Consider the following 20,332-nt stretch of genomic DNA (forward strand, 5'->3'; position numbering starts at 1 on the left):
GCAGCTGCGTAGCCGACCCTTTTTTCGCCCACGCCAGCCCGGTCAGCCGGTGGTTTCGTGCCGTTCGACGGCGGGGTCGCCGCTGGCGGCCCAACTGGCGAGGAGGCGGAGCCGCTCCGCCGAGGGCGAGCCTGGCTCGGCGGTGTAGACCAAAAGCACCAGCCCGGGCTCGGCGGTGATGGCAAGTTCCTCATAGGCCAGCCTGAGTTCCCCGGCCACGGGGTGGTTAAAGCGTTTGGTTCCGGTGCCGTGGGTGCGTACGTTGTGCGCTCCCCACAGGGCGCGGAACGTCTCGCTGCGTGTCGAGAGTTCTCCGACCAGGTCCTGCATGGTGCGGTCGTGCGGGTCCCGGCCGGCCTCGGCGCGCATGACGCCGACGCACATCTCGCCGAACAGCTCCCAGTCGGGGTAAAAGTCGCGGGAAGCCGGGTCAAGAAACTGGAACCGTGCCAGGTTCGGGGTGCGGCCGCCGTCGCCAATCACTGGAGAGTAGAAGGCGCGCCCCAGGGCGTTCGTGGCGAGGACGTTCTGGTAGGGGTCGCGGACGAAGGCGACGCCCTCGGTGATGGCGTCCAGCGCCCAGTGCAGGCTGGGCCGCGCCGCCCCGGACTGGGCGGCGGGCCGGCGGCGGGGCCGGCCGGAGGTGGGGATGCCGTCGGCTGCCCGGGCCAGGTGGAACAGGTGCGCCCGCTCGGTGTCGTCGAGCCGGAGGGCGCGGGCCAGGGACTCGAGCACGGACGCGGACGCCCCGGCGATGGCCCCGCGCTCCAGCTTGGCGTAATACTCCACGCTGACGTCGGCCAGCAGCGCGACCTCGCTGCGCCGCAGCCCCGCCACCCGGCGGTTCGGCCCGGCCGCGAGGCCCGCCTCTTCCGGTGTGAGCCGTGCACGGCGCGACATAAGGAACTCACGCACTTCAGCCCGGTTATCCATCATTCAAGGGTAGTTGGCCGCGCGGGATCGAGGGGTCCCCTCCCGGTACACCCCTGGCACCTTCCTCCCCACCTACCCTGAGGACGCAGCAGAGCGGTCGGCGGCCCTCCAGTTCAACGGCAAGTCTGAGCGCTGCTGTTCCTTTCTATGTGAGGAGGGCATTCTTCTTCCGGGATTTCACCGCTGAGCTGTGACGGCAGTTGGTGCAGACGATGGTGAAGTTTTTGGATGTTGTGAAGACAGGAATGAAGAACAGCGTGAATTTGGTGGCGCGTTCCTGGAGGTGGTGGTGGACGAATTGGCCGCAGTACTGGCATGTCGCCCGCCTTCCTGGCAGGTCGCGGACGGCGGTCTTGAGACCGAAGAGTAGAAACATATGGTGTGCCTTTCGCCCTAGTACTGCGGTGCGCCCAGCCGGCCGAGCCGGGCATGGCGGGTAGCCACGCCCAGGGCGTACTGCACCAGGTAATCGTTGAGCTCTATCGATGCCTGCTGCGCGGCCGCTGAGTCCCGGGCGAGAATCGACCGGAGAATCTGCAGGTGCAGCTGCTTGCCCGAGCGGACTTCTTCGGCTTCATCGATGACCTGCGCCATCCAAAACCGCCGGGACAGGCCCTGCAAGGGGGTCATCGCGTCCGCCAGATACTCGTTGTGCGCTGCATCGCACAACATCACGTGCGTGGCGCGGACCGCCCGGACGTAATCTCCCAGTTCGTTGATGTCCGCAAGCTCCTCGGTGAGGGCCTGGATGCGCGCCAGCTGCGCCGGGGTGGCACGCTCGCATGCCAGCGCCACCGCAAGGGCCTCCATCGCCCGCCGGACCTCCAGCCGCCGCAGCTGGTCGTCGACGGAGTTGGACGGGATTTCGATCCCCCGCCCGGGCCGGATTCGAACCAGGTGATCCCGATCCAGCCGCTGCACAGCCTCCCGCAGCGGGGTCCGGCCGAGCCCCACTTCCTCCACCAGGCCGACCTCCGTGTGGAAGGTTCCGGGCTCCAGCTGCCCTGTTTCGATCATCTCGGCGAGCTTCAAATACGCCTCGTCAGCCTTCGTCATGCCACTTCCTTTCGACTTCAGGCTACACAATAGATGCCCGCATACTCTTGATATATTTTGCGTATATGCCTTACGCTGATGGTGTCGCAGTGATCCCCACCACACGGAGAGCCATCATGAAGTACAACCCCGCCACGGAATCCAGCCCTTTGCCCTACTCGCCGTTCAAGAGCTGCACGGTTCCCCGCCCCATCGGCTGGCTCTCCAGCGTCAGCACCGATGGGGTCGAGAACATCGCCCCTTACAGCCAGTGGCAGAACCTGACGTTCGATCCGCCGATGGTGATGTTCTCCGCGAACCAGTACCCCGACGGGCGCCGCAAAGACACCGTGATTAACGCCGAGACCACCGGCTGGTTTGTGTGGAACATGGCGACCTACCAGCTCAGGGATGCGGTCAACGTCAGCGCCATGGCGCTGGGCCCGGAGGAAAGCGAGTTCGACCACCTGGGGCTCACTCGCCACTATGCCGACAATTACCCGATCCCCATGGTGCAGGAGAGCCCGGTGAAGTTCGAGTGCAAGTACCATTCCACCCACCGGATTCCGGGGGCCAACGCCGTCGGAACGGTGGACGTGGTCTTCGCGACCGTGGAAACGGTGCACATTGACGATGAGGTCATCACCGTTGACGGCCGGCTGGACATCAAGAAGATCGAGCCCATCGCCCGCCTGGGGTACTTCGATTACACAGTGGTTCGCGAGACCTTTGAAATGCGGGTTCCCGGCGCGGACACGGACGCCCAGATGGGCTTGGAAGGACGAGCAGCATGAGCACGCCAAGCGAAGCCCCCGCAACCAGTGAAGCATCAGCAACCAGAGCCGCTATGACCGAGACCGCCCCCGCCGGCAAGAGCAGGCGCATCAAAGACCTGATCGCCGTCAACTTCGGCAACACCCTGGAGTGGTACGACTGGACGATCTATTCGATCTTCGCGCCGTACTTCGCCGTCCAGTTTTTCAGCCCGGACAACGCCGCGTCGGCGCTGCTCTCCACCCTGGCCGTTTTCGCCGTGGGCTTCGTTACCCGGCCTCTCGGCGGGTTCCTGTTCGGCGCCTATGCCGACCGCGCCGGCCGCCGCAAGAGCCTGACCGTCGCCATGATGCTCACCGCCTTCGGCAGCCTGGCCATCGCCGTCGCCCCCACCTACGCCTCCGTTGGTGTTCTGGCCTCCGTGCTGCTGCTCGGCGCCCGCCTCCTGCAGGGACTGGCACACGGCGGCGAGATGGGAACGTCCGTCACCTACCTCGTCGAGCGCGCCCCCAACGGCCGCCGGGCGCTGTTCGGCAGCACGTCCTGGGTCAGCGTCGTCCTGGGCACCATCCTCGCCACCGTCACCGGCCTGATCCTGAATTCCAGCCTTCCCCAGGAGGACATGCGTTCCTGGGGCTGGCGCATCGCCTTCGGCATCGGCGGCGTCCTGGGTCTTTACGCCCTCTACCTGCGCCGGCGCCTGACCGAGACCGACGCGTTCGAAGAAGCCAGCCACTCCAGTGACCCCCACACCGGCGGCGCTGAACAGACCCGGACACAGTTCAGCCCGGACGTCCCCGCCAAACGGGGCCTGCTGCACTACTGGCGTTCAATCCTGATCGTCTTCGGCCTGTCAGCCGGCGGTTCGGTGATGTTCTACACCTGGCTGATCTACATGCCTACTTTTGCCCAGGTCCACCACAAGCAAGACGCGTCCAGCGCACTGGTCGCCAGCCTGATCGCCCAAGTGTTCTTCCTCGGCGCCGTCCTGGGCGCGGGATGGCTCGGTGACCGCATTGGCCGCAAGCCCCTGGTGATCGCCTTCGGTGTGGCGTTCGTGGTCCTGACCATCCCGATCTACAACCTCGTCGACGGCACCTTCGGCACCCTGCTGCTGGCCATGCTGGTGTCCCTGACGGCAATGGCGCTGTTGTTCGGTGTCAACGGCGCCGTCTGGGCCGAGGTCTTCCCCACCAGGGTCCGCGCCGCCGGCGTCGCCGGGCCTTTGTCCTTCGCCACGGCCATCTTCGGCGGGACCGCCCCCTACATCAACACCGCCCTGGGCCAGGCAGGGCACCAGGACTGGTTCCTGTTCTACCTGGTGGGGGTCGCCGCCATCACACTGCTAACCGGCGTGCTGATGAAGGAAACCAAAAACAACAGCCTGGTGCGCGGGTCGTAGCCCCCGCCGGCTCCGCCCAGCAGCGCAGCGGGGACATGCTCCTTCACAGAGCATGTCCCCCGCTGCTGCATGCTGACGACGGCGGCACCCGTCCCCGGCGGCCCGCCGTATCATCGGATGCCGGGTTCTTCTTCCTCCGCCAGCCGGATCATGCGCAGCTCGTCCTCCACTGCACGGGCCGGCCAGTAGTCCTTCGCCAGCTCGCTCGCCCTGACCTCGTCTGCTTGCGGCACCAGTCTGCCGAGCAGACCGGCCGCCTGCAGCAGGGCGATCAGCGCGGTGGTCCGGGCGTCAGTGGTTTTGGCACCGGGTGCCTGGGCCTCAGTACCCGCGGCAGCTGGCGTCCCGGCGTCGGGTGCTGTGGCCGCAGGCACAGCGGCGGCTGCTGCCCCGCCGTCGGGCGCCGCGGGTAACGACGGCGCGGGTTTCGAGGGCGCAGGGCCCAGTGCCGCTTCGATCTTCTGCAGCAGCGCCGCCTCGGGGCCGTGGTCCTTCGCCGGGTAGCGCACGCTGCGGAACACGCCCAGGTGCTTCTCGCCGACGTGTTCCACGATGCCCCGTGCCGCCATCCCCTCGTAGACCCGCTGCATCTCGGCGCGGCCCTCCAGCATGGAGACCCACCGTTTGGGGGTGTGCGGCCGGGATTTCCCGCGGATGAGCTCCAGCTCGTGCTGCAGCTCCGTGTGCGGTGCCTCGCCGGTGGCCCGGACGTGCTTTCCCTGCAGCCCGATGGCACCGATCAGCTCCAGCTCGGCCAGGATCGCCCCGGCCAAAGTGGTCCGGAGGGCGAACATCGGTACCTCAGGGGTGCCGTCGTCGTCGTTCGTGGCAAGGAGGAGGAAGGCCTGGGGAAGGTTCAGCTCCGCCGTCATTGGCGTTTCAGTGTCCATACGAACATCGTGGCGCAGCCGGGCAGCCACCACAATGAGGAAAACGGGCGGACGATACCCAATAAAGATCATCATGCTTACTATTGAGGCTCCGGAGGCCGTCCATGCGCGGGCTGCCGGGACCGCCTATCCAAGGAGCGCCGATGTCACTGAGCAAGTCACTGAGCCAGGGAACACCCGTGGAATGGAACACGCCCCAGGGCACCACCCACGGCAAGATCGTGGAGAAAAAGATCAAGGACTTCGAGCTGGACGGCAACACCCACCGTGCCAGTGAGGACGAGCCGCAGTACGTCGTGGAGTCCGCCAAGACCGGCGCCCGGGCCGCGCATAAAGCGTCCGCCCTGACTGAGAAGAAGTAACGCCGTGGCCGGGCAGCACCACGAAGTCCTCATTGTCGGCGGCGGCAACGCCGGGATCTCCTTGGCAGCGCGACTCCGCCGCTACGGGGTGAAGGATGTGGCCGTAGTGGAGCCCGGGGACACCCACTTCTACCAGCCACTGTTCTCCCACATCGCCGGCGGGAGGGCCGCGTCATCGGAAGCCACCCGGCCCCAGCGTTCCGTCATGCCGGCGGGCGTGGAGTGGATCCGGGACAGCGCGGTGGGCATCGACCCGGCGAACAACACGGTGTCGCTGGCCTCGGGCGGCCAGCTGGGGTTCGGCCATCTGGTGGTGTGCCCCGGCCTGCAGCTGGACTGGGACAAGATTCCGGGCCTGGCCGACGCCGTCCACTCCCCCGCCGGGGCGTCCCACTACGAGTTCAGCCTGGCGGCGAAGGCATGGGGGCTGCTCAGCGGGCTGAGGTCCGGGACAGCCGTCTTCACCATGCCCGCCGGCCCCATCAAGTGCGGCGGTGCAGCGCAGAAACCGATGTACCTGGCCTGCAATTACTGGCGGGAGCAGGGCGTGCTCCAGGACATCCGGGTGGTCATGGTGCAGCCCTACCCCACCGTGTTCGGGGTGCCCGGCGTGGACGAGGAGCTGGACCGCAAGATCGCCGAGTACGGCATAGAACTGCGGCTGAACAGCGAATTGTTGTCGGTGGATTCGCCGGCCCAGAACGCGCTGATCCGCAACAACACGACCGGGGTGGCCGAGGAGCTGCACTACGACGTGCTGAATGCTGTGCCGCCGCAATCGGCCCCGGACTGGCTGAAGGCCACTGAGCTGCCCGCACCCGGTGACCCGGGCGGGTTTGTGGAGGTGGATCCGCAGACCCTCCGGCACGTCCGTTTTCCGGACATCTGGTCCCTGGGGGATGCCGCGGCCACCACCAACTCCAAGTCCGGCGGTGCGCTGCGGAAGCAGACGAAGGTCCTGGCCAGGAACCTGGTGGCCGCCCGGGACGGAAAGCCGCTGACGGAGAAGTACGACGGGTACTCGGTGTGCCCCTTCACAGTGGCCCGCTCGTCGGTGGTCTTCGCCGAGTTCGATGACCAGTACCGGCCCATGCCCTCTATCCCGAAGGTGCCGACGTGGAAAGCGAGCCGGGCCTCATGGGTTGTGGACCGCGACATCTTCCCTAAGGTCTACTGGAACCTGATCCTCAAGGGCCGCGCATAGGTGCCTGCTCCGGGGAGACGGCACGGCCCAGCAGGCATAAGCTAGGCGAACTACGTCTCTTCCAGCACAGGGGAGCCCCTCATGGACACTGAAACCGCCGACGTCGTCGACCATGACGTCACCACCATCACCTGCGTCTGCGGCAACACCGTCAGCAAAGACGGGTTGATCCAGTGCAACTCGGACGGTATCCCCGTGCACAACGGAGAGGACAGCCCTGTCCCGGCCGGCCTGGCCCCCTGGCCCGCGGATGAGGACCTCCACACCCTGTGCCCCGCCTGCGGCCGCGTGTACCGGGACGCGGTCATCGAGGAGACAGGGGCCGCGCCGGTCGCGTTCCGGGTCGACGTCGCCGAAGCCCGGATCGCCGAGGCCATCCGCATCCACTGGAGTCTCAGCACGTAAGGCCGGGGCGCATGACCCAGACCTCGGGCACCAGTGCGGGCGAAGTCCCGGTCAGCTCCGCGGCATCTGCGGGTGCAGCCTTTCGGTTTCCTGCCAGAACGCCTCCACCCGCGCATTCCATTCGGCCGGGATCTCCTGGAATGGCTGGTGGGACTCGTTTGGCAGCACCTCGAACTGGGCGCCCGGTATGCGGCGGGCCACGTCCTCGCCGAGTTCCGGCCGGGACATCGGGTCCACTCCGCCGGCCAGGACCAGAGTGGGCGCGGTGATCTGTCCCAGCCGGTCTGCCGTTTCATGGACCACGAAGGCGTCCAGGAACTTCAGGAAATCCCCGGTGGACTGCTGGTACGGGAACGCAAGTGCGCCCTCGATGATCTGGCCGACCATGCCGCTGTTATGAGCCCGCGGGGTGTAGACGAGCAAGAAAAAGAACTCCAGGAAGGCGCGCTCGTCCGGTGCCAGCTCGGCCTGCCAGTGGATGGACCGGGCCAGCGTCTTCATGTACTGGTCCATGGCGGACCACGTACTCTGCAACACCAGGCTCCGTACCAGCTGCGGGTGCCGGAGAGCGAGTTCCTGCGCGATGATGCTGCCGCCGGAGAACCCTGCGACGTGCGCCGAGGAGATATCGAGTCCGCGCAGCACCCCGGCCGCGTCGTCCGCCATCGCCTCGACGGTGGGCTGCCCCTCCGGCATGGCCGTGCGGCCGGCACCCCGGTTATCAAACGCCGTCATCCGGTAGTGCTCTGCCAACCCGTCCAGCTGGAGCTGCCAGGACTCCACGGTGTCCCCCAGCCCGCCGATCAACAGCACATCCGGCCCGTCGCCGGCCTGTTCCGTCCAGATATCCAGTTCCCCGGCCTTTACATGCCGCCCCATGTCGCGGCCCTCCTTCCCGTATGGCCGCCGGCTGCCCGGGCATGCCGGTGCCGGCCACCGGGCCGCGCTCGGCAGTCTGCCGGGCGGCCCAGTCGCAATCTACTCCCCTGCGGGCGGGGTGCCTAGGGACGCCGGAATAGCCGGAATAGCCCGTCCGTCTGCCCGGTCAATTTTTCCCTTCTACCGCGGCATCACTGTCCGGCCGTTTGTCGACCCGGCCAAGAGCCACCGTGTAGGCCTGCTCGTCCAGGTCCCCGGCATGGAGACGTTCCAGCGGATGATGGCGTGCGAGGAGGCCTCCGAAGCGAGGAAGTACGACGGCGTCCGTCCGGACACCAACGTGACGCTCGTCGAGCCCTGATCCCCTCGGGCTACTGGCTGAAGGGGACCTTCTCCCAGGACAGAACGTCCGCGTCATCGGCGCTGTTGCCCGCGACGGTGAACCTGACGTAGTTGGTTGCGTTGGCTGATCCGTCGACAGTGATGCGCTGCAGGTCATCGGCGGCGGGCTAGCCGTAGATATTCAGCCAGGGTGAGCCCTCCGCGAGCGGCTGGTTCTCGGCGAAGACGTGGCTGTCGCCGTTGATGAGGTAGACCGGGGCGTCGAAGCTGTTGGTTTCGTCGATGATGGCCTGCACGATGTCGCGGAAGCCGGACATGGTGTCCGGGTTGGCGGTCGCTGCGGCGAGCAGCGACGGATCGAACATGTCGGCCTGGGCCATCAGGACGACGGCGCGGTCGTTACGGCGTTCGGCGTCAGCGAAGGTGTCCCGGATCTGGGCCAGGACGGCGCCCGTCCTGTGCTCCACTTCGGCAACCTGCTCGGGCGTGGCTGTGGTTTCGCCCAGGCCGGTCCAGGGCTGCAGCGAGTTGTTGCTGCCTTGGATATTCAGCACGGAGAACGCCACCCGGTTCTGGGTGAAGCGGACGTTTTCGGGCAGCCCGAGGTCCGCCTGGGTCTTGACCGGCATGGTGATGCCCAGGGTCTTGCCGGGCTGGTCGAAGAAGACTTCGCGAAGCGTACCGAGCCGTTCCAGCGGGTTGTAGGCGCCGTTGTTGGCGCGGTGGCAGTCCACCCATTCGTTGTCGCCCGGGGTGAAGACCAGCGGGTGCTCGAAGGTGTCGAACTGCGTGCGGATGTTCTCGAAGTACTCGTCCGAGCAGACCGAGGAGCCGTTCTTGATGTCGCCCACGTGGGTGACGAACTTCAGCGCGCTGTCGGCGTTGATGTCCTGGATACGGGCGGGGAACTTCGCGATTTCGGCCTCGCCGTAGGGGATGTCGCCGATTACACCGAACGTGAACGCTTTGTTGTCGGCGGTGTCGTCGGCGGCGGTGGCAGTGGCGGGCTGCGCTGCCAGGAGGCCAAGCGCCAGGACGGCTGCCGCCGTCGTCGTCGTGATGGTCTTTGAAGGCATGCCGGTGTTCCTAGTCTTAGCAGGGTTGGGTCTTGAGGTGCGCAGGTTTAGGCGCCGCGGGCGGTCAGGAACTGCTGGAGCGCGGCGAGGTCGTCGGTGTTGATGTGGTCCACGCCGGCGTCGAAGAGTTCGTTCCAGACGGCGTCGCGCGCGGCGCCGGGCAGGTCCGGTGTGGCCCAGAAGCGGACGCGGTAGCCATTGGCGTGCGCGTCGGCCACGTAGGCGCGCAGTTTGGCGCGCTCCGCCTCCGGCATGGGGCCTACGCCCTGCCAGGCGAAGAGCTTGGTCCAGTTGTCGCTGACCAGCGGCATCAGGCCGGCAGGCTTTCCGGAGGTGAGGTCTGCGGAGCGGCCATCGTAGAAGCTGAAGCGCTTCTCCTGTGCCTGCATGGTGGCCAAAGGGCGGTTTCCGCTGATGACCGCGGTGACCGGGCCGGTCTTGGTGGTGCCGTGGCTGTAGCGGCTCATGATGTCGCGGTGCTCGGCCAGTTCCTGCTCGATGGCGGCGTAGGTGGACTCGCCGTCGCTCTTGATGTCGATCAGCAGCTGCAGGCTGCCGTCCCACTTCGGGTAGACGCTGTGGCCCTGGCCGCGGACCAGGTCCTGGAGCGGATCGAGGTAGAGGCTCTCGAGCGTAACACCGGGCTGGACGTCCTCCCGGTCGTGGGCCACCAGCAGCTCGCCGTCCACCAGCCACACGTCCGCTTCCACACTGGTGAAGCCATGCTCCAGCGCATCGAACAGGGGGCGGTCATGCTCATAGTCGTTGTGCGCGTGCCCCTGGGCGAGCGGCTGGCCGACGACGGCGGGGGCCGGCTTGGTCGCCTCTGCCGGGGCAGGGGCTGCTGCCGTCCCGGCCAGGGAGGCAAGGACGGCGACGGCGGCGAGGGTGCTTTTCACGAACACGGAGTACTCCTTGAAGGCAGGGCATTCTCCGCCCAGGCGTGTGGGATGCGCCGGGCAAAGGGGGCGTGAAAAGACTGCTGGCCGCGAGAGAACGGTGGAGGGCGTGATGGTGGCCGGCGGGTGAACTGGAAAGGATCATTGCCGCTTCGGTCGCCCCGGAACCGGATCAATAAATGGTTCCTCGGTCGAACCTCGCATTGGCTCACAGAAGACTGTCCGTCTGCCGTGATCAATGTTCCCGTTTCAGAGCTCGCGGTAGTAGTAGAGCATTGGGTCTGTCTGGTCGGGTTCGGTGTTGGTGAACCCGCGTGCTTCATAGAAGCGGCGCGCATCGGTGTCGTCGCCGTCCACGTTGATCTCCATGAGCTCACCGCCCCGGCCGCGGACCACATCAACGGCCGCGGCCAAGAGTGCGCTGCCGAGGCGGCGGCCGCGGAGGTCCGGGCGGACGTAGAGCTCGTCGAGGATCGCGACCGGCCCCTGGAACCAGACGTTGGGCCGGAAACTGAGCACAGCAACCCCGCTCGCCGGCTCGCCGGTGAGCAGGACCACCACGTCATCCCCCGCCAGGAGCTGCGTCAACCGTGCTTGAAGCTCCCCGACGCCGGGAGTCGGCGTCGAGAACTCAGTGTTGAAGTCATGCAGCAGCCGGGCGACGACGGCGGCGTCGCCCGGCGTCGCCCGCCGCGGCCGTTGGCCGCCACCCGAATCGCCGGAAGTCATGGCTTCATCATCAAGAGCAGGCGACGCGGCGTCCACCCTAACCTGGTGTCAGGCTCCGGCGGGCGCTGGCTGAAGGACTCGAGACGTGCCTGGCGGGGCGGGTGCGGGCAACTGCACTAGGTTGATAGGCAGACACAGGCTCGCTGGCAACCCGCCTCGATTGGACAGGCTTTCATGACCAAACGCACCCCGCACGACGATGTTTCACGTCCGCCCCGTGGCAGCGCAGCTGACGACGGCCTGCCTGCGCCGCCGGAAGGATGGACGCCTTCGCCCAACCGGTCCACGAGCCGATTCGCCTTTGAAATCAGCAGGACCACCCAGTGGTATTTCAACGATGGGAAGGGCAACGGCTACTTTGCGCCGGGCTGGGACGGCGAACGTATCGCGCGCCGGGCGGGACTCCTGGTCTGGATCGGCGCGGCTGCGGCCGCCATCATCCTTGGCGTCGGCGCGTTTCATCTCCTCGAGGAATTCTCGGAACAACGGAACTACACCCAGCTGAAGAGTGAGGGCGTCCTCGTGCCCGCGACGGTGGGGACCGTCACCGTGGAGCATTCAACTCACAGAACCCGAAATAGTACAGGCCGGGATTACATCACCGACACCACGGCAGGTATCAAGTACACGGTTGCGGGACGGACAATTCAGGCTCAGATTGACCACTCCAGAAGCACGAAGAACGAATACCCCGCGCCGGCCTGGCGCCGCGGCGAGGTGGTGAAGGTGTACGCGGACCCCGGCAACCCGGAACGGTTCATCCTCTTCCACGAATACAGGGACGAGGATGCCGGCTCGACCCCACGCACGGCGTTCCTCATCCTTGCCCTTACCGGCGGGCTCCTGATAGTACCGGTCGTGCTGATGGTCGTGGGTGCCAGGAATGTCCGCGCGGCCCGCAGACTCTGAGGCTCGCCCGTCGTCGGCGCTTACATTCACCTACTTCGCCCAGTCGTCGTCGTACGGCCGGCCGCGGAAGTGCGCGCGGAGGTACTCCCCCACGACGGCGGCGCCCAGGTCCCCGGTATCCGGCGCCACCACCCGGCCGTCGATCCGGCGGGCCAGTTTCTGGATGAACCGCTCCAGGCCAGGATCGCTGCCCAGCCGGAAGAACGTGGCCTGCACCCCGGCCCTCCCCAGCCGGTCCAGCTCGGCGACGGTCACCCGGATGGTCTCCGGGTCCGGCGGATAGTCGAACCACGAGTCGCCGCCGGCCAGCAGGTGCGCGGTGGGTTCGCCGTCGGTCACCACCAGCAGCACCGGCTGCATGGACGGGTGCTGGCGGAAGAACCGGCCGGCCAGCAGCAGCCCGTGGTGCAGGTTGGTGCCCTGCTCCCGGAAGGGCGGCAGGGCCGTGAGCTCGCCGATGTCCATCGACTGGGCGTACCGGCCGAAGCTGATCAGCTGCAGCCGGTCGCCGCGGAACTTGGTGGACACCAGGTGGTGCAGGGCGAGGGCGGTGCGTTTCATCGGCACCCAGCGCCCCTCCGCGGCCATTGAAAACGACACGTCCACCAGGAGGGCGACGGCGGCCTGCGTGCGGGCCTCCGTCTCCGTCACCTCGATGTCGTCCACGGCCAGGCGCAGGCCGCGGCGCGGGTCACCGCCGTCGGCAATGGTGCGGCGGATCGCGTTGGTGATGGTGCGGGTGACGTCCCACGTTTCGGCGTCGCCGAACTCCCACGGCCGGCTGGAGCCGGTCTGCTCCCCCGCCGCCCCGGCAACCCGGGTGTCCCGGCGGCCCTGCCGGCCAGAGAGCTGTTGGGCGGTGTCCCGCAGCAGCGACCGGCCCAGCCGGCGCATGGCCTGCGGGGACAGCTTCAGGTCGCCATCGGCGTTCCGCTGGAGGAAGCCGCCGTCGTGTATGGCCTTTTCAATCTCCGCCAACGTCCGGGCGGAGACCGCCGCGTCCTGCCCCAGCTGGCGGGCCAGGGCCTCCAGGTCCAGGTCGTCCAGGCGGGAGCCGTTATAGGACTGGGAGAGCTGCTCGGCGAGTTCGTCCAGTTCGGCGAGGTCCTGCAGCACACCGGTGCCGTCGCCAAGCCCCAGCCCCTCCTCACCCTCGAAGCGTTCGGAGCCGGACCAGTCCTCGCCGGCGCGCAGGGCCTGCAGGTTGGCGTCGAGTTGGCCCAGCTGTGCCATCAGCTCCGGCGAGCCGAACGCCTGGGCGGAGAGCTGCATCAGTTCCTCGCGCTGCTCGGCGGACATGGAACGCAGCATCCGCTGGGCAGCGGCCGCGCGCTGGGCCAGCGCGTCGATCAGCTCCTCGACCGACTGCGGGTTCTCCGGGAAGAACTCGCCGTGCTTGGCCATGAAGTCCTGGAAGTCCGCGTCGGTGTCCTCGCCGCGGCGGTGCTTGTCGAGGAGTTGGTTGAGGTCGCCCAGCATCTCCGCGACGGCGGCACGGTCCTCATCGGTGGCGCCCTCCAGCGCCTGCTTCATGCCGGCGAACCGCTGGTCCAGGACTTCGCGGCCCAACAGGTCCTTGATTTGTTCGTAGGCCTCCCGGGCGGTGCTGGACTGCCAGTCGTAGGAGGCGAGCTCGTTGACGGCCGCGGCCGTTGATGTGGGCAGGTTCTGCAGCTGCATCTCCCGGAACGCGCGGTCCGTGTCGTCCATCCGGACATCGCGGGCCAGCTGCTTCCGCTCCTCCAGCACCGCGGTCTCCAGCAGTTTCTGGACCTCGTTGAGTGTGCCGTCCAGCTTGTGCCTGCCCACGAGGTCCTTGCGCCGCTGCTGCACCCGGCGGGCCAACTGGTCCAGGCCGTCCCGGTCGCGGCCGCCGCGGCGCAGGTACTCCTGCAGGGCGTGCCGGGGCGAGTAGCCGGCCATGACATCCTCGGCGACGGCGTTCAGCGCCTCCGCCAGGTCCACCGGCGGCGCCAGCGGATCCGGCCCGCCCGCATACCGCCCGTACCGGGACCGGTGGTGAACGCTCATGGCAGCCTCCCGTGCTGTCAGCCGGCGTCAGCCGTAGACCGTGGCCTCGTCGTCGGAATCCTTGGAGATCCGCCGCGCGAGGTAGAGCCCTTCCAGGGCCAGTTCGACGGCGGCGGCGCGCTGCCCGTCGTTCTCCGCGCCGAGGCGCTCACTGATGTCGTCGTAGAGGCGGGAGCCGTTGAGCGCCGGCAGGCCTTCCAAAAACTCCCGCGCGGTGACCAGTTCCCCGGTGGTCACGGTGGCGGAGCCGTCCAGTGCGGCCACCAGCGGGCCCAGGTCGATGCCGTGCAGGTGCGCCCGGACGGCTTCGGCGGTGGCCATCCGCAGCAGGTGGTCCAGGATGTCCTGTTCCCGGCCCTCCTCGCCGGACTCAAACTCGATCTTTCCGCCCAGGACGTCGACGGCGGCCTCCAGGTCGATCAGCCGGGCGACGGCGTGGTCCTCGCCGCGCACGCTGGCCCGGCGCAGGGCCGCGGCGGCCACGGTCTCGGCGCCGGCGATGGCGAACCGGGCGGACACCCCGGAGGTCTGGTTGATGGCCGGGGACTGCCGAAGCGCCCGGGTGTAGCGGGCCAGGATCTCGAGGATGACGGGCGGGACGCCGGCCACCAGGTGCCCCTCCTGTTCGATGACGGCCACCTCGTCGTCGAGCTCGATCGGGTAGTGGGTGCGGATCTCGGCGCCGAACCGGTCCCGCAGCGGCGTGATGATCCGGCCGCGGTTGGTGTAGTCCTCCGGGTTGGCGGAGGCGACCACCAGGACGTCCAGCGGCAGCCGCAGCACGTAGCCGCGGATCTGGATGTCACGTTCCTCCATTACGTTGAGCATGGAGACCTGGATCCGCTCGGCGAGGTCCGGGAGTTCGTTGATGGCGATGATGCCGCGGTTGGAGCGCGGCACCAGGCCGTAGTGGATGGTTTCCGGGTCGCCCAGGCGGCGGCCCTCGGCCACCCGCATGGGGTCGACGTCGCCGATCAGGTCCGCGACGGAGGTGTCCGGCGTCGCGAGCTTCTCCACGTACCGTTCGGAGCGGTGCCGCCACGCCACCCGCAGCCGGTCCCCCTCGGTGAGGGCGCGGGCGCGGGAATGCTCGGTGATGGGCTCGTAGGGGTGCTCGTTCAGTTCCGAGCCCTCGATCACCGGCGACCACTCGTCCAGCAGCCCGGCCAGGGTGCGCAGCAGACGGGTCTTCCCCTGCCCGCGTTCGCCGAGGAGGACGACGTCATGCCCGGCCAGGAGGGCGCGTTCCAGCTGTGGCAGAACGGTCCGGCTGAAGCCGAACATCCCGGGCCAGGGATCCCGGCCGGCGGCGAGCGCGGCCAGCAGGTTGTCGCGGATCTCGCGGCGCAGGTCCTTGTGCACGTGGCCGGAGGCGCGCAGCTCACCAACAGTGAAGATTTCGGGGCGTTCACTCACTCCTCCACCGTAGACCTGCACCCGCCGGGGAATCGAGGGATTTTGTGAGATTCCTGCGCGTTGGGCGCTGGCGCGGACGTAGGGTTGATTTCGATGGCTACAGCAACGACAGAATCCTCACCCGTCCCGGCTCCCTCGCGTCCGGCGACTCTCGTGCTGCTGGTGCGGCACGGGCAGACGCCGACCACCGGCTCGGTCCTCCCGGGCAGGGCGCCGGGTCTGCACCTCTCCGACCGCGGCCGGGAGCAGGCCGGACGGGTCGCGGACCGGCTCGCCGGACTGCCCGTCGATGCCCTGTATTCCTCCCCGCTGGAGCGCGCCTGCGAGACGGCGGAGCCGACGGCGGCCCGGACCGGTTTGGCGGTAAAGCACCACGACGGGCTGCTGGAGTGCGACTTCGGCGGCTGGACCGGAGCCGCAATCACAGACCTGGCCGCCCTGCCCGAGTGGCAGACCGTGCAGCGCAGCCCGTCCCAGTTCCGCTTCCCGGACGGGGAGAGCTTCCCGGAGATGCAGGCCCGGATTGTCGGGGCGGTGGAGGCGCTGCGGGACGCCCACGCCGGGGGCGTGGTGGTCTGCTTCTCGCACGCGGATCCGATCAAGGCCGCCGTCGCCCACGCCCTGGGCACGCCGCTGGACCTGTTCCAGCGCATCTTCATCAGCCCGGGCTCCGTCTCCGCCATTTCCTACACGGAGGGGCAGGACCCTGCAGTGCTGATGGTGAACTCGACGGCGGAGCCGCTCAGCGCGCTGAGGCCGTCATGAGCCAGTCTCGGAAGTGGGAGCGACCGTGCCCGGCCCGGAGCTGACCCTGCTGGCCGAGGGCAACATCGAGCTGCTCGGCCTGATCCCGCGGAGCAGCAACCAGACGTTCTTCGTCCAGGTCTCCTGCGGCGACAACGAGGGGTATGCGGTCTACAAACCGGAGGCCGGCGAACGGCCGCTGTCCGACTTTGAGCCCGGGCTCTACAAGCGCGAACGCGCGGCCTACCTGCTGAGCGAATGGCTGGGCTGGGGTTTCGTGCCGCCAACGGTGATCCGCGAGGATGCCCCCTTGGGCGTGGGGTCCCTGCAGTGGTTTGTTGTGGGCGACTTCGAGCAGCACTACTTCACCCTGTTCGAGGACGCCCCGGAAACGCACCGCGAGCTGGCCCGCATGGCCCTGTTTGATTACATCGCCAACAACACCGACCGCAAGAGCGGGCACGTGCTGCGCGGCGACGACGGCCGGATCTGGGGCATCGACCACGGGCTGTGCTTCTCCGCGGCGTTCAAGCTGCGCACCGTGATCTGGGACTTCGCCGGCGACCCCATTCCTGATGCGCTGCTCCAGGACGTCGCCCCGCTGGCCGAGGCCGTCCCGCCCGAGCTGGCGGAGCTGCTCGACGACGACGAGGTGGCAGCCCTCCAGCGCCGCGTCCAGCGGGTGCTGGCTGCTGGGTCCCTGCCGGTGGACCGCACCGGCATGCGGTACCCGTGGCCGCTTGTCTAGGTCCTGTCGATACAACTGGATCTTTAGTCCATTCGCTTGCGCCTTGGCCATGGGCCTGGGCGGAACAGCCCTGGACTTCAACCGCGGTTGCTAGGATCGAACCAATGAATCAAACAGTGCGGAATGGTCAAACCAAAAACGCTTACTGGATACTCCTAAGCATCTTCTTCGCTGCCGGAGTCGTTGTTATTGGCCTTGCCGAGGGGTGGATTCTGCTCGGAGCTGCCATCACACTCGTGGTCGCTATCCTCGGCCTCACAGCTCTGCACGGGCAGTTCAGAAAAGACGTTTTGCGCAGCCTGTCGACTGCGTCACCGGGCGTTGGCATCTCGGCCGCCACCGTCGTTGCCGTTGCCGTCCTGTTGCGCGGCGCTGATCCCGCAGTTTGGGCTGTCCCTCTCCTGGCCGTCGGCGCCTCAGCTGGCCTTTATGTGTGGTTGCACCGCCATGGCCGCTACGTCGACTCCGCTGCAGTTTGAGGACTTAATGCCGGTCCGGCAGCGAAGCCGGCCGCTTCCAGTGACGGACCCCACCTCCTAGAGGCCCGATGCTAGCTTCAGTTGCTGAAGATAGCGTGTGTGGCATGGACATCACCTTCATTGCTAACGACACTCGCGGTGGGGTCGAACCCTATATCGCACTCGCGCGCGAAGCAGCGTCGCGCGGGCATCGGGTGGGCGCAACTGCACCTCCGGATTACGAGGACCAGTTCGTCGCGGCCGACGTACGGTTCGTGCCCCTGCGGGGCACCGATAGGGAGGCCATCACGGCAGCGGGCGGCCGGGTGTCGATGCGCGAAATGGGCCGGCTGGTGAGTGGACTCGCGGGGGACTGGGCTCGTGACACCGCAGAGCTCGCGCGGGGCTCGCATGTGATCGTGTCCGGAATCGGCGGGATGGGCCTGGCGCGGCCGGTCGCGGCTGCGACCGGCGCGACTGTGCTGCGCGCGCACCTGCAGCCACTAGAAGCACCGAGTACCGCCTATCCCGGTCCTCTGGCCCCCGGATTGGACCGTTGGGGTCCCATCGGCCGCCGGATGTCGCACAGTATCACTGCCGCCGGAACGGGGCTGCTCCTTCGAACGCCGGAGCGCGCTGCCCGCACCGCTCTCGGCGTCAAGGGCTCGCCTGTGGTAGTCCTGCCGGAGATCCTGTACGGGTTCAGCCGCGCGGTGGTCCCCGTCCGATCCGATGCGCGCACTCGCCGACTGGCGACCGGGTATTGGACCCTGAGCAGCAACGTCTCCACGGCCGATGCGTCGCTGTCGGAGTTCCTTGACGCGCCGGGCCCGGTGGTGAGCATCGGGTTCGGCAGTATGCACACCAACGACGCACCAACCTTGCGCAGCATCGTCGACGAGGCCGTCCGCCGCGCCGGCGTGCGAGCTGTGCTGCTTACGGGCTGGGGCGCTCTCGGGGGAGGCACGGACCACGATAAGCGGGTTTTCTCCGCACCATCCGTCCCTCATGACTGGCTATTCCCCCGGATGTCGGCGAACGTGCACCACGGTGGCGCCGGTACGACGGGCGCAGCGATCGGTGCGGGTGTCCCCACGGTGATCGTCCCGTTCGGTGCTGACCAGCCGTTCTGGGCGCAGCGGGCCCACCGGCTCGGCGTCGCGCCGAATCCAATACCGCGGCGCAAGCTCACCGCAGCGAATCTGGCCCGAGCACTGGAGCAGGCACTGAGCGACGCGGATATGATCGCACGGGCCCGGGAATTCGGGGCTCTGCTGGGCCGGGAGACCGGTGTGCGGACCGCAGTCGACGAGATCGAGTCCGCCGTGGAGCGCCGCCGGTGACACGCCGAACAGCCATGCGATCCGGCCTCGGGCTACCCTTGACCCACCATGACGAAGACCGGGAGGGCCCATGCCATACGTAGTCGACTTCAAGGACGTCTCCACCGCAGGCCTGGAAACATCTCCGGTTGCCGATGCCCTCGCCGGGCTGCGCGCCAATGAGGCGCGCTACTACAGCAACAAGTACGGCCATACCTTCACAGTCAGCCCAGCCACCGAGGTCCCGGACGTGGTGGACCGGGTGACCCGCATCCTCAAGGAGGAGCGGGACATTGTCATCGGTTCCCGCCCGCTCGAGGCCACAACCTTCGCGGTTGACGGCCTGCGGATAGACTACGTCTTTTACGAGTCGGGGCTGTCCATCAACGCTATGTACAGCATCGCCGACGGCGGCAAGCGCGCGGTCGGGTTCAAGCTGTCCGACGGCATGGACGTCCCCGAGGAGCTCGAGACCCGCTTCAAGTTCGCCCGGCAGAAGTCGAAGCTGGCAGGGACCATCCGCGGGTCGTACTTCGTGATCAAGGGCGAGTACTGAACGACTGATCGCTCCCACCCGCGTCGCCCGAGCCGGCGCGTCAGCGTGGAACGGGGTCGCCGGCTCGCCGTCGCGGACGCGTCGGTTCGGAAGCGCCATTGGACAGACGTCAATTAGACTCGGCCACTGATGCGCGGCACCGGGACCCTCCCGCGGCCGCATAGCGAGAGCCGGGAGCTGCCCCCTTGAACATGAAACTATCCGCCACCTTCGCCGCCGGCATCGTCATCGCCGCCGGGCTCGGCGCCTGTTCCCCGAACCCGGGGCCCGAGGCATCCACGACGCCGACGGCAACAGCGTCGACCATGGCCACCCCGGCGCCCAAGGCATCCGCCGCCAGCACCAGCGGACCCGCGTCCATCAAAGCTTCCTGCGAGCTTTTCAACACCCTGTACCAGGAATACGCGGCTGTTTCTCCAGCCGACACCAACGGCTACGAGGACATCTATCTGAAGTCAGAAGAGGCCAAGGACACCAGCGCTGAGGACGTCCGCGGGCTGTTTGCTGCCCTCAGCCTCATCGCCATCGACCGCTCCAGCACGGCCGGGACCGGCGGGGAACCGGAACAGGAGTCCAAGGATGCGCTAAGGGACGCTGTGTTCGCCAACGCCGGTTCCTGCTCCGCAGAGGGCGTTACCCTCCGGCTCTAACAAGCCCCGGAGCCTCGGCGTCAGCCCTTCTGGCCCAGCTCGAGGAGATTGATGTCCACCGTGCCGCTTCCGGGGACGGGCGAACCGCGGAGCCCCCGCAGCCTCGCCGCCTTGTACTCGGCCCGGGCGAGGCCAAAAGCGTAGAAGGAAAAGCCGCCCGCGAGGGCAGTGAGGAACAGGGCACCCCACAACGGCCCGTCGCCCTCGCCAAGGGGCGCGAGGAAGAGCACCACCGAGAAGACCGCTGCGCACGCGGAAAACGTGGCGAGAACGGCCATTCCCTGCCAGGTCCTCACCTGCGCCTGTCCCCTGCCCGGGCTGAATCCGATCTCATCCGAGGGGTAGCTGTGCAGCTCCCCGGTTTTGGTCCTCCGGAGGACGCGCTTCTCCCCTGCCGCCACGGCCCGCTTATGTTCGGCATAGACGGCGTCGTCGCGCCGGTCCCGCTCCCTGTCGTACATGGCTGCGCACGCCCCCATCTGTTCGTTGTTGCGCCAACGTCCAGACACTAGCAGCCGCGAGTCTGTACCTCCGCCACCGGAGCCGAACTGCGCAGCGTGCAGCGCCG

24 protein-coding genes are annotated in these 20,332 nt (G+C 67.7%); 13 read left to right on the forward strand and 11 right to left on the reverse strand.

Annotated elements, in window-relative coordinates:
* Nucleotides 1-42 precede the first annotated feature (42 nt).
* The 3 genes from ACTWQD_RS14745 to ACTWQD_RS14755 form a co-directional block, all read right to left on the reverse strand.
* Nucleotides 43-933, reverse strand: coding sequence for a helix-turn-helix transcriptional regulator (locus ACTWQD_RS14745; RefSeq protein ID WP_443196966.1), 891 nt, complete (start codon nucleotides 931-933; stop codon nucleotides 43-45).
* Nucleotides 934-1,078: 145 nt separating this feature from the next.
* On the reverse strand, nucleotides 1,079-1,309 hold the full coding sequence (locus ACTWQD_RS14750) for a zinc-ribbon domain-containing protein (RefSeq protein WP_443196871.1): 231 nt from the start codon (nucleotides 1,307-1,309) through the stop codon (nucleotides 1,079-1,081).
* Between the two features lie 17 nt (nucleotides 1,310-1,326).
* Complete coding sequence (locus ACTWQD_RS14755) at nucleotides 1,327-1,989, reverse strand: GntR family transcriptional regulator (protein WP_443196872.1); 663 nt, start codon at nucleotides 1,987-1,989, stop codon at nucleotides 1,327-1,329.
* Between the two features lie 116 nt (nucleotides 1,990-2,105).
* Between ACTWQD_RS14755 and ACTWQD_RS14760 the strand changes: the two genes are divergently transcribed.
* Both ACTWQD_RS14760 and ACTWQD_RS14765 read left to right on the forward strand, forming a co-directional pair.
* On the forward strand, nucleotides 2,106-2,762 hold the full coding sequence (locus ACTWQD_RS14760) for a flavin reductase family protein (RefSeq protein ID WP_443196873.1): 657 nt from the start codon (nucleotides 2,106-2,108) through the stop codon (nucleotides 2,760-2,762).
* Entirely contained in the window at nucleotides 2,759-4,144 is a 1,386-nt protein-coding gene (locus ACTWQD_RS14765; RefSeq protein ID WP_443196874.1) for an MFS transporter, read from the forward strand. The genes ACTWQD_RS14760 and ACTWQD_RS14765 overlap by 4 nt, the downstream gene beginning before the upstream one ends.
* Nucleotides 4,145-4,254: 110 nt before the next feature.
* On the opposite strand, the gene ACTWQD_RS14770 is transcribed toward ACTWQD_RS14765, so the two are convergent.
* Nucleotides 4,255-5,034: a GOLPH3/VPS74 family protein gene (locus ACTWQD_RS14770; RefSeq protein ID WP_443196967.1), complete on the reverse strand. Its 780-nt coding sequence runs from the start codon at nucleotides 5,032-5,034 to the stop codon at nucleotides 4,255-4,257.
* 143 nt (nucleotides 5,035-5,177) lie between these two features.
* Between ACTWQD_RS14770 and ACTWQD_RS14775 the strand changes: the two genes are divergently transcribed.
* From ACTWQD_RS14775 to ACTWQD_RS14785, 3 genes are all read left to right on the forward strand, one after another.
* Nucleotides 5,178-5,396, forward strand: a complete 219-nt coding sequence (locus ACTWQD_RS14775; RefSeq protein ID WP_443196875.1) for a DUF2945 domain-containing protein — start codon at nucleotides 5,178-5,180, stop codon at nucleotides 5,394-5,396.
* A gap of 4 nt (nucleotides 5,397-5,400) precedes the next feature.
* Nucleotides 5,401-6,600: an NAD(P)/FAD-dependent oxidoreductase gene (locus ACTWQD_RS14780; RefSeq protein ID WP_443196876.1), complete on the forward strand. Its 1,200-nt coding sequence runs from the start codon at nucleotides 5,401-5,403 to the stop codon at nucleotides 6,598-6,600.
* Between the two features lie 81 nt (nucleotides 6,601-6,681).
* Nucleotides 6,682-7,005: a hypothetical protein gene (locus tag ACTWQD_RS14785; protein ID WP_443196877.1), complete on the forward strand. Its 324-nt coding sequence runs from the start codon at nucleotides 6,682-6,684 to the stop codon at nucleotides 7,003-7,005.
* A gap of 51 nt (nucleotides 7,006-7,056) precedes the next feature.
* Here the strand turns inward: ACTWQD_RS14785 and ACTWQD_RS14790 are convergent, their stop codons facing one another.
* Nucleotides 7,057-7,884 carry an alpha/beta fold hydrolase gene (locus ACTWQD_RS14790; protein ID WP_443196878.1) on the reverse strand — a complete coding sequence of 276 codons (828 nt, stop codon included), beginning with the start codon at nucleotides 7,882-7,884 and terminating at the stop codon, nucleotides 7,057-7,059.
* Nucleotides 7,885-8,002: 118 nt separating this feature from the next.
* Here ACTWQD_RS14790 and ACTWQD_RS14795 point away from each other — a divergent pair, with 118 nt between their 5' ends.
* Nucleotides 8,003-8,245, forward strand: coding sequence for a hypothetical protein (locus tag ACTWQD_RS14795; protein ID WP_443196879.1), 243 nt, complete (start codon nucleotides 8,003-8,005; stop codon nucleotides 8,243-8,245).
* A 148-nt stretch (nucleotides 8,246-8,393) separates the two neighbouring features.
* Here ACTWQD_RS14795 and ACTWQD_RS14800 read toward each other — a convergent pair whose 3' ends face one another.
* From ACTWQD_RS14800 to ACTWQD_RS14810, 3 genes are all read right to left on the reverse strand, one after another.
* Nucleotides 8,394-9,302: a hypothetical protein gene (locus ACTWQD_RS14800; RefSeq protein ID WP_443196880.1), complete on the reverse strand. Its 909-nt coding sequence runs from the start codon at nucleotides 9,300-9,302 to the stop codon at nucleotides 8,394-8,396.
* Between the two features lie 47 nt (nucleotides 9,303-9,349).
* Nucleotides 9,350-10,207, reverse strand: coding sequence for a phosphatidylinositol-specific phospholipase C/glycerophosphodiester phosphodiesterase family protein (locus ACTWQD_RS14805; protein ID WP_443196881.1), 858 nt, complete (start codon nucleotides 10,205-10,207; stop codon nucleotides 9,350-9,352).
* Between the two features lie 243 nt (nucleotides 10,208-10,450).
* Nucleotides 10,451-10,930, reverse strand: a complete 480-nt coding sequence (locus ACTWQD_RS14810; protein ID WP_443196882.1) for a GNAT family N-acetyltransferase — start codon at nucleotides 10,928-10,930, stop codon at nucleotides 10,451-10,453.
* A 174-nt stretch (nucleotides 10,931-11,104) separates the two neighbouring features.
* On the opposite strand from ACTWQD_RS14810, the gene ACTWQD_RS14815 reads away from it, so the two are divergent.
* Nucleotides 11,105-11,839, forward strand: coding sequence for a DUF3592 domain-containing protein (locus ACTWQD_RS14815; protein WP_443196883.1), 735 nt, complete (start codon nucleotides 11,105-11,107; stop codon nucleotides 11,837-11,839).
* A 30-nt stretch (nucleotides 11,840-11,869) separates the two neighbouring features.
* Here ACTWQD_RS14815 and ACTWQD_RS14820 read toward each other — a convergent pair whose 3' ends face one another.
* On the reverse strand, nucleotides 11,870-13,870 hold the full coding sequence (locus tag ACTWQD_RS14820; RefSeq protein ID WP_443196884.1) for a hypothetical protein: 2,001 nt from the start codon (nucleotides 13,868-13,870) through the stop codon (nucleotides 11,870-11,872).
* 27 nt (nucleotides 13,871-13,897) lie between these two features.
* A complete protein-coding gene (locus ACTWQD_RS14825; RefSeq protein WP_443196885.1) occupies nucleotides 13,898-15,286 on the reverse strand; it encodes a sigma 54-interacting transcriptional regulator in 1,389 nt (462 codons plus the stop codon).
* A 93-nt stretch (nucleotides 15,287-15,379) separates the two neighbouring features.
* Here ACTWQD_RS14825 and ACTWQD_RS14830 point away from each other — a divergent pair, with 93 nt between their 5' ends.
* The 6 genes from ACTWQD_RS14830 (at nucleotide 15,380) to ACTWQD_RS14855 (ending at nucleotide 19,764) form a co-directional block, all read left to right on the forward strand.
* Nucleotides 15,380-16,051 carry an MSMEG_4193 family putative phosphomutase gene (locus ACTWQD_RS14830; protein ID WP_443196886.1) on the forward strand — a complete coding sequence of 224 codons (672 nt, stop codon included), beginning with the start codon at nucleotides 15,380-15,382 and terminating at the stop codon, nucleotides 16,049-16,051.
* 25 nt (nucleotides 16,052-16,076) lie between these two features.
* Nucleotides 16,077-16,778: an SCO1664 family protein gene (locus tag ACTWQD_RS14835; protein WP_443196887.1), complete on the forward strand. Its 702-nt coding sequence runs from the start codon at nucleotides 16,077-16,079 to the stop codon at nucleotides 16,776-16,778.
* Between the two features lie 104 nt (nucleotides 16,779-16,882).
* A complete protein-coding gene (locus ACTWQD_RS14840; protein ID WP_443196888.1) occupies nucleotides 16,883-17,257 on the forward strand; it encodes a hypothetical protein in 375 nt (124 codons plus the stop codon).
* Nucleotides 17,258-17,361: 104 nt separating this feature from the next.
* On the forward strand, nucleotides 17,362-18,579 hold the full coding sequence (locus tag ACTWQD_RS14845; protein ID WP_443196889.1) for a glycosyltransferase: 1,218 nt from the start codon (nucleotides 17,362-17,364) through the stop codon (nucleotides 18,577-18,579).
* Nucleotides 18,580-18,649: 70 nt separating this feature from the next.
* Nucleotides 18,650-19,114 (forward strand): phage tail protein, encoded by a 465-nt coding sequence (locus ACTWQD_RS14850; RefSeq protein WP_443196890.1) that lies wholly within the window; start codon nucleotides 18,650-18,652, stop codon nucleotides 19,112-19,114.
* Between the two features lie 191 nt (nucleotides 19,115-19,305).
* On the forward strand, nucleotides 19,306-19,764 hold the full coding sequence (locus ACTWQD_RS14855; RefSeq protein WP_443196968.1) for a hypothetical protein: 459 nt from the start codon (nucleotides 19,306-19,308) through the stop codon (nucleotides 19,762-19,764).
* A 20-nt stretch (nucleotides 19,765-19,784) separates the two neighbouring features.
* Here the strand turns inward: ACTWQD_RS14855 and ACTWQD_RS14860 are convergent, their stop codons facing one another.
* Nucleotides 19,785-20,273, reverse strand: coding sequence for a hypothetical protein (locus ACTWQD_RS14860; protein ID WP_443196891.1), 489 nt, complete (start codon nucleotides 20,271-20,273; stop codon nucleotides 19,785-19,787).
* Nucleotides 20,274-20,332 lie beyond the last annotated feature (59 nt).

Source organism: Pseudarthrobacter sp. 1C304, from assembly GCF_052245515.1.
Classification (GTDB): Bacteria; Actinomycetota; Actinomycetes; order Actinomycetales; family Micrococcaceae; genus Arthrobacter.